Source organism: Bacillus paramycoides (assembly GCF_038971285.1).
Taxonomy (GTDB): Bacteria; Bacillota; Bacilli; order Bacillales; family Bacillaceae_G; genus Bacillus_A.
In genome coordinates this window covers 3051261-3064429 of the sequence record NZ_CP152427.1, presented here as the reverse complement: position 1 = coordinate 3064429, position 13169 = coordinate 3051261, and the positions used below count along the sequence as shown (strand labels likewise).

Genomic DNA, 13169 nt, shown 5'->3' with positions numbered 1-13169 from the left:
AAAGATTAGAAACGATTTAATTATATCATTTTATCCAGCATTAACGGGCAGTAAGACTCCTCCTTCAAAATTCGGCGAATGCGAGGGAGTTAGGGGGAGTCGGGCTACCCGTAAAAGTCTTCACTTTATTTTTTTGTACATTAATCTTCCTTTAATGTTTGTTCAGTAATATAAAGGCGAGGATAAGGTGCACTTGTAAAGGGAGGAAAACAGAATGAAAAAGTGGATGTTAATTGGAGTAATGTCTTGTTTATTCTTAACAGCTTGTTCTACTCAAGCTGATAACAATACAGAAGTACAACAACAGAAAGTGGAAAATGATACATTGCAAAAAGAAAGTTCTCAATTACAACAAGAACCAATCAAAACACAAGCTGCTGCCAATGATACGAAGCAAATACAAGATTTCAAAAACGAAGTCGCAGCTATCGTTGAAAAGGCAAATAACACGAAACCAGTTGGAGCAAAAGAAGAAAACTTAAATACGTACTTAGCAACGAAAAAAGAAATTGATCAATTGGATGACAAGATAGATTTATCCGATAATCAGCTAGAAGCAGATTATCACGCTGGAACGATAACGATTGAACAATATAAAGCGCAAGAAAAAGAATACGATATACTGGAAGATCAATTAGAGCAAGCAGAAAATGCGCTTGAAGCAAGATTTGGAATAGATGATTAATCATGAAGGAGTGGATGAAAATGTTAAAACATAAAAAGAAAATAATAATAAGTGTAATTGCTATTTTAGTAAGTGGTATTGCGATTGTTGGTGGATATTATGGTATGGGTTACAATTATGCCAAAAAGAACGAAAACTACACAGAGAAACAAGTTCGTGAAATTGCTTTAGCTCATACAAATGGAGAAATTATGAATGTGAAAAAAGAATTCGAATTAGAAGATGACAAATTAGCACAATCTACATTTGAATATGAAGTGGAAATCAAAACATCTGATAATCTGTTAAATAGTTTAAAAGTTAGTGCTAGAACAGGTACAATAGAAATTAATAATGAAGATTGAAAAAATATCGACAAATAAAATATCGTATATTTGAAGAAATCCAATAAGCTGTCCATATGGGCAGCTTATTTACATAATTCTTGTTTTCGGTAGCGAAGAAAAAGACGGTTCCCTAATTTCACAAGGGAATCGTCTTTTTTGTTCTATGGATCTATGCATTTTTTATACGTTCTTATCCTGGTGCGGTTTTAGGATTTTTGTCTGTTATTGGATTAACCAAAAAAATGTATAAAATCTTGTATACCCTTAGCGTGTTTTTTTCCGAAATACTGACGGTACTCCATCGCTATCAAGCTAAGCTCATACAACGTCAATTATATTAGGGGGTGTTTCAGTTCTCGTTTCTTTTTCATAAGCAGTAATTGCCGCATTTGAAACATAGTAGAAGAACAAAGTAGAATGGCAATCAATTGCCCATACAAATGGCATTCCAATCGTTCTCGTTTTATCTTTTTACAAGGATGGATATGAAAGAATGAATTCCACTTATAAGAATGTGAAGAAGTGCTGATGCCGGTTGGAACTGTGGTAAAGGTTGAGGGTGGAATCTAAGGGAATATCAGAGATGTGCATGAAAGGTTATTAATCCATCTTCTATGAAATCGTGGGATTATATATGCACTTATTATCCTGGAGATTTAAAATAAAACCTACCTAATCATAGAAGTGATTTGAACGTAAGGAAATTGTAAGAAATGGATAAGGAAAAAGAAATTTTTATTGTATAGGATACAAATATAGAGAAGCGTAAAACAGGGGGGGGGGAATAGGAGATATTTATACGAAAAACAAACTAGTAATAAGATCATTCTAAATGAAAAAGTAATTTATGGTACTAACATACGTGTGAAAAAGAGAGGAGTTATCCTTGGTTATGACAGAATGGTGCTTGTAAACACAAACAATATGAAGATGATCTCTGTGTAGTTAGTAAGAAAGAATATACAGCCGCTCATACTATATCAATAGAGGGGAAGAGCGTCTTATGAAAATATATAGTTAACTTCCATTTGCAAATTTGGGACTTTTCATTGCCGGAACTTCTTTATTATACCTAATACTAACCAAAATTATAAAAACAGGTTCCACTCAAAATATACTTAGTTCATTACAAATAAGTACTCAACGAGATCGTACTTCCATGAGATACATTGCAACTTGGATACCACGGGATAATTGCTAAAACTTCCCGGAGTACAGAAACGTGGGGATATGCAGCTGGTGTAGCGGATATAAGAACTAAGAAATCGATAAAAACAGATTTTTACTTTCGTATTGGAAGTGTAACGACTTAAACAATTTTTTCTTATTTGCTTGGTGGCAAATTACTGAAAGAACAGCAAATAAAACAAATACTCATTACAGTTCCTGCAGGAAAGGGAAGAATCAATGGATATGGTCTAGGAATCTATGAAATTTAACTTCCTAACGGTGTCCCGATATGGGGACATACAGGTGGTATTTCAGGATTTGATACTTTTGCTGGAGGGATACATGGAGGTAGGCATATGTTGATCGTCAATTTGAACAGTATGAGTAGAGCCGAGAATCTAGGTCTTTTTAAAAGTATTTTACTTGTTGAATTTAGACGGTAGGGATAAAGGCGGGATAGTAGTTTATGTGATGTTTGTAATTGAACAAATAAAAGATGAAATCGATCATTTATCTAAGGAGGAATTTTTCTTATGGAAAATAAATTATATGGGGTGTTAGCCGCTACCTTAGCTCTAACGATGAGCCTACCAACAGGAGCGATAGCGTCTTCTAGCAGTAAGACGGCGGTTGTAGCTAACCAAGAAGTTGCTAGCAAGGATTTGGAGAAGATTGCTGCAGAGAACGCTGCACTGCTCACGAAGTCCTATGAGACGACTAGCGTACAGTATGCGCTGATTGATAATGGTAAACTTATTTTGTCAGGGCAGACAGGTAAGAACGACATAGAAGGGAAAGAGCCACTAACCAAAGATACTCTATACGGAATTGGCTCAACCAGTAAAGTATATACGGCTGCGGCTGTTATGAAACTAGTAGACGAAGGGAAAGTTGATTTGGATGCTCCTGTTGCCCGCTATATTCCTGATTTCAAAATGAAAGATAAACGATATAAGCGTATTACACCGCGTATGCTGTTGAATCACTCCTCGGGTTTGCAAGGTTCGACGTTCAATAATGCATTTTTATTTAAAGATAATGATGCTTATGCTCATGATATCTTGTTGCAACAATTGTCCAACCAAAACTTGAAGGCAGACCCTGGTGCGTTCTCAGTATACTGTAATGACGGTTTTACAATGGCTGAGATCTTGGTAGAAAGAGTCAGTGGTATGAGTTTTACTGAATTTCTACATCAAAAGTTTACAGAGCCATTAAAACTGAATCATACGATAACATCGCAAGACAAATGGGAAGACGAAAAGCGGGCTGGACTGTATTCTCCGACATACCAGGGACAGCTTCCAAGTGAAATGGTGAATGTGATTGGTACGGGAGGAATCTCTTCTACTGCAGAAGATGTGGTGCGATTCTCACAAATATTTATGGGACAGGGAAAAGAAATTCTCTCTAATAAAGCAGTCAAGGCGATGGAACAAGAAGAATATAAAAAAGGAATGTGGCCGGGAGATAGCGGAAATGTGTTCAACTATGGTCTTGGCTGGGATAGTGTGAAACTATACCCATTCAGTGAATATGGGATAAAAGCGTTGACTAAGGGTGGGGATACGATACTGCAACATGCTACATTGGTCGTGCTTCCAGAACAGAAGATGGCAGCAGCTGTATTGTCCTCCGGCGGCTCCAGCATGACAAATCAACTGTTGGCAAACAAATTACTGCTAGCTAGGCTTAAAGAAAAAGGGACAATTAAGGAGATAAAACCAGATAAATCCTTCGGCAAGCCAGTCAAGGCTAAAGTGCCCCAAGACGTGGTAAAAAAAGCAGGATTTTATGGAAATAGCTACAGCCATTTCAAAATAGAAATTACGAAGAAGGGAGAACTGTTTTTACCAACTAAACCGGAAGAAAAATATGTATATACGGCGGATGGAAGCTTTATAAATGAGAAGGGTACTTCCAGGCTTAACTTTGTCACTGAGAAGAATGGAAAAGTTTATTTGAGAGAGAGCACATATGAATTATCACCGGGATTGGGGCAAAATGTGATGACTCACTATTTAGCCCAGAAATTAGAAAACAATGTGTTACCGAAGAAAACAGCTGCTGCATGGGCGAAGCGTGAGGGTGGCAAGTTCTACCTCGTTAACGAAAAATTTAATTCTATGAACTATCTAGGACAACTAATGCCTCTTAACACACAAATTACGATCAAGGATGGGTATTGGGACGGCAAAAAAATTACAGGTCCGAATACGGCGACGCATCAAATTCAGATTCCTGTGATGAATGGGCGGGATACAAAGGAAGCCCATTTCTATACAGAGGATGGTACTGAATATATGGAGATGTCCAGCTTTTTATACGTCAGTGAATCTAACGTAAAATCCCTTGATACAGGTCAATTATCGAAAGTTACACTGCAAAAAAATGGGCATGCCAAATGGTTTACGATCCCGCAAGAGGCAGTAGGGAAAACGATGAATGTGGAGTTGCCATCAGGAAGTTCATTCGCGGTGTATGATGAGAATGGAGTATGCGTCAATTTTACCGTTGTGAGCGGCAATAACAACGTGAAACTACCAGAGAACGGAACGGTTGTATTTGCTGGTGCACCGAACTCAGAATTTACAGTCGCATTGAACTAGCTACAACTCGGGGTAGACTTTAATAAAACAGTACGACATGGAAAAGATATTTTATTTGTAGCTTAAGTATTCCCTTAAATGATATTACACTTAAATTCTTAGCTTAATAGCAATGGAATCCCGCCCACATTTTAACGAAAATATATGCTAAGCAAATCCCAACATAAAGCGAGCCGAATTTTCTACTCTTAAGAAAAATTTCGGTTCGTTTTATGTTTTCATGACAAGTTGTTTACTGAACAATAAAGTTCTTTATTGGAACAGGCTACTTTCTTCAACAATCGGGCCAGATTGTTGAAGAAGAAATATAATAAAAATGCTTTTGATTGTTTTATTAAACGAATTAAACCGCAAAAAACAAGAAGAATTCCTCCCTTTTTACTAGTACACTAAATCCTATAAAAGGGGGGAGATCATGAACAATAAAGCCATTGGATTATTTCAAGGAATTGCGTTATACATTTCAGCTATTCTAGGATCAGGTGTCCTTTTTTTATCGGGGGTAACGGCCTCAATAGCGGGCCCTGCATCTATTGTATCCTGGTTTATCGTTATTATAATTAGTTTTCCGCTTGCTTATTCCTTTGCTAGTTTAGCACGGATATATCCTGATTCCGGTGGAGCAGCAACCTTTGTTAGAAATTCTTTTGGATATCATCTTGGCAATATCGTTGGGTGGTTTTATTTTGTAACAGCAGCAGTTGGTCAAACGATTGTATCTTTAACTGGTGCTTTTTACGTCAGTCAGGCATTTGGATTTTCGCATTTTGAAACAATTTTAATTGCCGTCTTTATTTTGGTAATTGCAGGTGTTTCCAATTATTACGGCGTAAATGTTAGTGGTAAAGTTGCATTGATTTTAAGTTCTTTATTACTGATTCTTTTAGCGTCAGCTGTATTTGTGGCGTTTCCAAGAATACAATGGGGAAATTTTACTCCCTTTGTTCCAAATGGATGGTTTTCTGTCGGGAACGCTATAACGGTTATCTTTTGGTCATTTTTCGGTTGGGAGGCGATTTGTAATTTGGCTGAGCACTTTAAAAGACCAGAAAAAGATATTGTCAAAGGAGCAGTTATTAGTGCAGTTGTCATTGGATTATTATTTTTAGCGCTAAGCCTTGTTACTATTGGAACGGCTACGTATGGCAGTCAAGAAAGTAACCTGTCTCCTATTGGTGTTATAATGGGAGATACAGTAGGCGGAGGTGCCAAAGTCGTTACAGCTGTTTTAGCTTTAATTATTTGTACAGGGACAGCGAATGCTTTTGTAGCCAGCCTAACGCAATTAGGATATTCATTAAGCAGAGATGGCGCTTTCCCAAAATTTTTCTCAAGGCTGCATGCAACTACTCAAATTCCAAGACAGATGGTATTGTTTGTTATCTGTTTTTCGGTAGCAGGTGTGTTAGTGACAAAAGCTTTGTCACTAACGTTTGATGATATTTTGTTTATACCGACTTCTCTTGGGATTCTAGTTTATGTTCTTTCAATGGCAGCAGGCGTTAAATTATTTAGGAAGAACACACCGGCATGGTGGGCATCGTTAATCTCTTTCATTTTATGTTTGCTGGTGATTCCATTTTTTCAATTGTATATATTTGTTCCGTTAATTGTCGTGGCTATATATGTGAGTTATATGATTTTGAGTAATAAGATTTTCGCCTACAAGGGAGGATTAAAATCTAATGAAGGATCAAAATAACCTTTCCAGAGATACCATGTGGAAAGCAACAGTATCATGTGATTCAGCGTATGACGGGATATTCTTTTACGCAGTCAAGACAACTGGAATTTTCTGTCGGCCTTCTTGCAAGTCTAAGGTTCCTAATTATGAAAATGTATCCTTTTTTTCAAATGCGCAAGAAGCTCAAAGGTCAGGATATCGCCCATGCAAAAGATGCCGATCAGATCTAAATATAAAAATATACGACCCGTTCGAATGCGTTTTGGAAGATACTATGCGATTAATAAAAAATAATTATGTTCAAAACATGTCTTTAAATGAAATTGCATCAAGGGTAGGAGTTAGTCGTTTTCATTTAAATCGGATTTTCAAAGAAAGAACAGGGTATACTCCTCGAATATATTTAGAAAGGATCAGAGTTAAGAAAGCAAAGGAACTTCTCTTGACAACGGTCTTTAATAGTACAGAGATTGGTTATCAAACAGGCTATCAAAGTGTATCTAGCTTTTATAATGCATTTAAAAGAAATACAGGATTTTCACCGAGTCAATTCCGTGCTTTCCATAGTGGAAATACCGTAAACCAAGAACTTGACTGAATTCACGTTCTTTAACAAAAGATAGCATGAATTAACAAGAGTGCTTTGTACTCCTCGTATTTTTCAATAAATCATTACTGATTGATTAAAAGTAAACAACTTTGTATTGAACAATAATAAGCCATTTTTTCTCTGTTTTAGAATTGTAAGCTTTTTAATTCAATCCTCAACAAACGGGCAAGATTATTGAACAAGTTTTATGAACTTTAGTGGTAGCATCATTAGTGAAATGCTTTATAACAACTAATTAAGGGGGGATAGAATATGAGAAATAACTTTCAAATCGTTGCGTTACAAGAGAAGGAGTTTAATAACCTATTTCTAATGAATGAAGAAGTATTAAAAAGTATCGGGGCAGTCAAAATAATAGCAAATAAAAATCCTGGATATCCTTGTAGGATAAGTTTGAAGGATGCTGAGGTAGGAGAAGAGGTAATCTTACTGAATTACCAATATCATAGTGTTAATTCGCCTTATAAAGCAAGTGGTCCTATATTTATACGAAAGGGAGCAACTACTGCTAAGCTAGATATAAATGAAATTCCGCATATGTTACATCATAGGTATCTATCTGTACGCGGCTACAATACTGACTCAATGATTGTAGAAGCAAGGGTTACAGAAGGTGTAAATTTAAGAGAAAATATAGATGAAATTTTTGATAATAAAGAAGTAGAATATATTCACATTCTTAACGCTAAACCAGGATGCTATAACTGCCTTGTTAATAGAGTGTGAAAAAATTGAAACTGCAAACTTCTATTATCCTATAAGGGGTACCACCAATCGTTATTAGGCTACTTCAACAAACTCTCCCCTAAAATGAAAAAATGCGCTATTCTTTTTGTAGAATCATAGGAAAGGATGGCGTTTTTGTATGTCTATTTCTGTATCTGATGAATTACAACTATTTGCTCAAGAGATTCAAAATTTTTTATCGTTTTGAGGAAATTTTTTCTGTTAAGTCTATAGATTATAAAATAGAGCACTAAGCATCCGATTTGAAAGCAGCTAGCCTTCTTTTGGTCACCCAGGTACAGGAGAATCATTCTGTTTTGCCGATCCAGATGAAAAGTTAGGTTATGCTTATGGGAAAACATGGATTTGCATGGCTAATGAATGAAGAGAACTTGCACTAAGAAAAGTCCTTATACAGTTGCCTCTGAAAAAATGAAACTACATAAATAGTTGGAAATATTTTTATGTTGTACGGTTTGGGGCTATGAATAGTGGAATAAATAGTAAGTATTCAATAATTAACATAAAAAGATGACTCTTTTTATGCTAAAATGCACTTAGTGTATATTTTCGTTAAAATGTGGGTGGGACCCCTTTTAGCAAAACCGGAGTGGAAATGATGAGTATAAACAGTTTTGTGGGATTGATAAAGGATGAATTATTAAAAGAGGTAAGTATAAGAAGTGAGGATGAATTCGAGCCTGTAGTAGTTAAAGATATTCCCAGACTTTGGAAGTGTTTAGGGATGGGTAATTATGCCGCAGTATTTATGCATAAAGAATACAAAGATTGGGTAGTGAAAGTTTACGTACGAGAAGGAGAAGGAATTGAAAAAGAGTCAGAAGTATACCGAAGAATCGGAAATCATCCTTCTTATTCAAAGCTTATATATAAAGGAGAAAATTTCATAGTATTGAAACGTTTAAAAGAAATTACCTTATACGACGCTATTCATAAGGGGATTAAAATTCCTAAGCAGGTAATTTTTGATATCAATGAAGCATTAGAGTATGCAAGAGAACAAGGATTAACTCCTTGTGACGTTCATGGGAAAAATGTGATGATGGAAAACGGAAGAGGATATGTAGTGGATGTATCTGATTTCTTAAAAACAAAAGAAGATAGTAAGTGGAGAGACCTAGAAAAGGCATATTTTATATTTTATTTGCCTTTCATTTATAAATTTCCTTTCCCTATTAAAATACCGTATTTTATGTTAAACATTGTTAGACATTCGTATAGAAAATATAAGAAGTTTAAAAAGAAATTCAAATGGTAAAAGGACCACATACTTATTTTTAGGTTATATAAGTGAACGACTAGTAAACGAAAGGACCGTACATATTAGATATGTCTAATATGCACGGTCCTATTTTTATGAATGCATGAAGTAATCAGTAAGCTATACCTTTCCTTTTTCACGCAATTACTTTTTTTCTTCCTCAAACCCTTTATTCTTTTTCTCTAACTTTTTAATTCTTCTTTTAAGAAAAGCAATGACGGCGTTTTGAATGTTCTCGTTTTGTTTAAACCTAGAGTCCACAAATACTTTTTCTTGTTTATTTCGCAAGAATGGATGCGTTCTTTGAGTTCTGTTTTGTTATACAGTGTGAATTTACTAATCAGGATTCTTTTTGTCACACTCTTGAAGTTAATTATATTTTTCTACGTACGAAATAAAAAGATAAGGATCCCATAATAACAGGTGCAACGAAATCAAAGAAATGGGAAAAATTAAAAGGAAAAAGAAAAAGAAATGGTATAAGTGTATAGATAACTGCTAGTCCTATAAATACAGGAATTCCAAATTGAAATTCTCTACATCTTTTGATTTTCCTGTATAACACTTCCCCAATTAGACAAGCTACAAGAGCCGGTATACTACCATAAGTGACGATTGTTTTAATGAACCCTAATACAACGTTCGGGTGAATAAAGCTAGGATGAGAAATATATGAAATCAAGAACCATCCAAAAATAAAAGCGAACAGACTTGCAGCATAACTAATTACAAATTTTATCAACGTAATCATCCTCACAGTTTTCTAATATTAACTCCATTGTATGACATAACGCCTCATTAACAGTAGTCAATATTTGATTTACGTTAATATTGAAGACGTTGAGGCCCCGCTAATTTTCGCAAGGAAAGTTAGAAGAGCGTTATGCAATTAACCGATTTTTTTAGTTAAATGAGTGAGTATGTCGGTTAGAATATTTTAGATTGTTGAATGGTTTTATAAAGTGAAAGAAGACGTTCCATATTTGGAATGTCTTTTTTGATGTTTTTATAATTTGAAAGACGAGGAAACGAACTTGTAGGGAGTATTGGAAGCGTACAATTAATACATTGAGGGGGATGTTTGAGAAGATTAAATCATGGGAAAAGGAAATGTTTTTTGATTCTAGGTTAAGGACCTATCCTCCCGTTCTAATTAACTAAAAGAAGAACTTCCCCATACCGATTAGACTACTAAGCATTCCGATTCCATTCATGGTGCCTTTTCCTAATGTAAGTAAGTTTCCAAACATTCCTGGCTGACCATTATTCCCCCATCCCATAGGACCCGCATGTCCGCCCCATCCTGGAGGGTTTCCAAAAATACCCCAGTTATTATTGGTATTAAAATTAAAAGCTTTGGCTGGTGGCGATAGTAAAGCGGCGAGATGACCTTGTGCGAACATCCCTGCATGATTGAATGGTTGAGCCCAGGGTAAGGGAGGTTTTTGAAAATTACCTACATGGCCTTGTAATGGCGTCCAATTAGCGGGATGTCCTTCTGGCATCATCCCTGCATAATGGATTGGCTGACCTAAAGAGAAGGGAGGAGTTTGAGAATTGAAACCCGTATAATAGGCTGGCGAATCCCAACCAAATGGATAGCCTCGACAACTCCAATTCTCAAGAATCTTCAAATCATTCATTCCCTCAGCCTTAGTGATTTGGGGCTGTAAATATAATGATGACATTGTAATTTGGTTCGTATATTGCTCACCGTTGCCTTCTGAATTCAAATGCCAATATTGGTACATAAGTTTATTCCCCTCACTTTAAAAATGTAATGTTAGACTTAGCCTATGTAATATTCCTTTTTATGGATGGTTACATAACTAGATTTACAAGCCTGTATTTAAAGGAATAGGTGTATGGTCTTGTTGATTTATCCTACTATTTGTGGGCAATAAGACAACTCCACCTCAAAATGTAACCTAATTTAATTTCGGTTAACAAACGCGTTTATGAACGTTTGATCAATAAAAAAGATTTTCAGATGTAACGATGTAACGTTGAGCAAGTAGAATTGCTAAAAAGAGAATATCCATTCGAAGAGTTTGGCAAAATACTGCAAGGGCAATGTATTCTTGTGCAGATATGCAAAAGGCTTAAACGAATTAATGGAATATATAATGAAGGGGTAAATGAATATATGAGTGAAACATTACATAAAAGAAAGCCACCATATTTAATGCTTGTCATCCTTTTTATTGGAGCATTTGTTTCATTTCTAAATAACTCGCTTTTAAATGTAGCCTTGCCATCAATAATGAAGGATTTAGACATTCAAGATTATTCAACGATTCAGTGGCTTTCTACAGGGTATATGCTTGTAAGTGGTGTATTAATTCCGGCCTCAGCATTTTTAATAACCCGCTTCTCCAATAGGAGCTTATTTATTACATCTATGTTGATTTTTATTCTTGGTACAGCCTTAGCGGCTTTAGCACCGAACTTTGGGTTATTACTTACTGGCCGGATGGTTCAAGCAGCAGGTTCTTCAGTCATGGGGCCTTTATTAATGAATATTATGCTAGTAAGCTTTCCGAGAGAAAAAAGGGGAACAGCAATGGGGATTTTTGGGTTAGTTATGATTACAGCCCCAGCAATTGGACCGACACTATCAGGTTATATTGTAGAGTATTATGACTGGCGTTTGCTTTTTGAAATGATTTTACCGTTAGCGATCATTAGCTTACTGTTAGGGATTTGGAAATCGGAGAATGTCATGAAACAAAATAAAAATGCAAAACTTGATTATCTCTCATTATTATTATCTTCTGTCGGTTTTGGCGGTCTGTTGTATGGATTCAGTTCTGCAAGTTCCGATGGTTGGACGAATAAAGTGGTCTTAACAACCTTAATTATAGGCGCTATTGCCTTAATTGCTTTCATTATACGTCAATTAAAAATGAATGAACCGTTATTGGATTTACGTGTTTACAAGTACCCAATGTTTGCACTTGCGTCTGTAATTGCAATTGTCAACGCAGTGGCTATGTTTTCGGGTATGATTTTAACACCAGCTTATGTACAAAACGTCCGTGGCATTTCGCCGCTGAGCTCTGGACTGATGATGCTTCCAGGTGCGGTAATAATGGGGATTATGTCACCAATTACAGGTAAACTATTTGATAAATATGGACCTCGTATTCTTGGTATAGTAGGACTTTCCATTACAGCCGTTTCAACTTATATGCTCGCAAACCTGCAACTCGACTCTAGTCACACACATATTATTCTTATTTATACACTGCGGATGTTTGGGATGGCGATGGTGATGATGCCGCTTATGACAAATGGTCTTAATCAATTGCCAACTCGCTTAAATCCGCACGGTACAGCTGTTAATAATACAGCTCAACAAGTATCCGGTTCAATTGGTACTGCTATTCTTGTTACGATTATGAATTCTGTAACAAAAACAAAAGCTGAAAGTTTAATGGCAGATGTAGATCCAACAACCTTCACAGAAGCTACGAAGGCAATGTTAACTCAGAAGGCTTTATTATCCGGAATTCAATATTCGTTCTATGTAGCGCTTGGCATGAATATTGTTGCACTGCTATTAGTTTTTTTCGTTAAACGTGTAGATACAAGCGCGGAAGCTGTCGAGAGGTTAAATCGGTAGAGCAAAATAAAACTTTAGATTATAATTCCTACAAGTTTTTAATGTTTAGTTAGACTATGAAGAAATGCAAATTTCTGCTGCTAAGGCGCGGGTATTTAAATTTGGACAAGAATCAGTGAAATAATTATATATATAGTAAAAAGGATCTGATATTCATATCAGATCCTTTTTCATTAGTAACACAACAGTATACTTACTTATCGTATTTGTTTGAATTGACATGAGAAACTACTGGTTTTCCTAATACTACAACCTTTAGCTTTCAATTTCTGATAAACATTATCATAATACACTTCATTTTCATTTAGTATTTTTTCTGCAAGTTATAAATGTAATAGCAACAAATAACTTAGATTACCAACCTTATAAGCAATATCATAATCGTGAATAGTTAGGGGAAAGATAAATTAAGGTAATTAATTACATATTTTTATCCCAGGCGATTCATTGCT

10 protein-coding genes and 3 pseudogenes are annotated in these 13169 nt (G+C 35.7%); 10 read left to right on the top strand and 3 right to left on the bottom strand.

All coding sequences use genetic code 11. The features are described 5' to 3' along the window. The first annotated feature begins 214 nt into the window (after window positions 1–214). The gene (locus tag AAG068_RS15835; protein WP_071757985.1) at window positions 215–685 is read left to right on the top strand and encodes a hypothetical protein; all 471 of its coding nucleotides are present in this window, start codon (window positions 215–217) and stop codon (window positions 683–685) included. 20 nt (window positions 686–705) lie between these two features. Further along, window positions 706–1029 carry a PepSY domain-containing protein gene (locus AAG068_RS15830; protein WP_166688355.1) on the top strand — a complete coding sequence of 108 codons (324 nt, stop codon included), beginning with the start codon at window positions 706–708 and terminating at the stop codon, window positions 1027–1029. Between the two features lie 332 nt (window positions 1030–1361). Here AAG068_RS15830 and AAG068_RS15825 read toward each other — a convergent pair. Continuing rightward, window positions 1362–1514 (bottom strand): annotated as a pseudogene (locus AAG068_RS15825) (IS4 family transposase); the annotation flags it as partial. An 816-nt stretch (window positions 1515–2330) separates the two neighbouring features. On the opposite strand from AAG068_RS15825, the pseudogene AAG068_RS29970 reads away from it, so the two are divergent. From AAG068_RS29970 to AAG068_RS15795, 6 genes and pseudogenes are all read left to right on the top strand, one after another. After that, window positions 2331–2624, top strand: a pseudogene (locus AAG068_RS29970) (serine hydrolase domain-containing protein); the annotation flags it as partial. Between the two features lie 90 nt (window positions 2625–2714). Continuing rightward, entirely contained in the window at window positions 2715–4790 is a 2076-nt protein-coding gene (locus AAG068_RS15815; protein WP_166688356.1) for a serine hydrolase domain-containing protein, read from the top strand. Window positions 4791–5205: 415 nt separating this feature from the next. Next, window positions 5206–6492 carry an APC family permease gene (locus AAG068_RS15810; RefSeq protein WP_166688357.1) on the top strand — a complete coding sequence of 429 codons (1287 nt, stop codon included), beginning with the start codon at window positions 5206–5208 and terminating at the stop codon, window positions 6490–6492. Continuing rightward, entirely contained in the window at window positions 6476–7072 is a 597-nt protein-coding gene (locus AAG068_RS15805; RefSeq protein ID WP_072180086.1) for a bifunctional transcriptional activator/DNA repair enzyme AdaA, read from the top strand. The genes AAG068_RS15810 and AAG068_RS15805 overlap by 17 nt, the downstream gene beginning before the upstream one ends. 264 nt (window positions 7073–7336) lie before the next feature. Next, window positions 7337–7810, top strand: a complete 474-nt coding sequence (locus AAG068_RS15800; protein ID WP_097951870.1) for a DUF1203 domain-containing protein — start codon at window positions 7337–7339, stop codon at window positions 7808–7810. Window positions 7811–8429: 619 nt separating this feature from the next. Further along, window positions 8430–9089, top strand: coding sequence for a serine/threonine protein kinase (locus AAG068_RS15795; RefSeq protein WP_166688358.1), 660 nt, complete (start codon window positions 8430–8432; stop codon window positions 9087–9089). A gap of 376 nt (window positions 9090–9465) precedes the next feature. Here AAG068_RS15795 and AAG068_RS15790 read toward each other — a convergent pair whose 3' ends face one another. Then, complete coding sequence (locus tag AAG068_RS15790) at window positions 9466–9843, bottom strand: hypothetical protein (protein ID WP_048525370.1); 378 nt, start codon at window positions 9841–9843, stop codon at window positions 9466–9468. A 64-nt stretch (window positions 9844–9907) separates the two neighbouring features. Here AAG068_RS15790 and AAG068_RS15785 point away from each other — a divergent pair. Beyond that, a pseudogene (locus AAG068_RS15785) lies at window positions 9908–9985 on the top strand (DUF1259 domain-containing protein); the annotation flags it as partial. Window positions 9986–10249: 264 nt separating this feature from the next. Here AAG068_RS15785 and AAG068_RS15780 read toward each other — a convergent pair. Beyond that, on the bottom strand, window positions 10250–10843 hold the full coding sequence (locus tag AAG068_RS15780) for a hypothetical protein (RefSeq protein ID WP_166688359.1): 594 nt from the start codon (window positions 10841–10843) through the stop codon (window positions 10250–10252). Between the two features lie 395 nt (window positions 10844–11238). Here AAG068_RS15780 and AAG068_RS15775 point away from each other — a divergent pair, with 395 nt between their 5' ends. After that, on the top strand, window positions 11239–12717 hold the full coding sequence (locus AAG068_RS15775) for a DHA2 family efflux MFS transporter permease subunit (protein WP_071757971.1): 1479 nt from the start codon (window positions 11239–11241) through the stop codon (window positions 12715–12717). Window positions 12718–13169 lie beyond the last annotated feature (452 nt).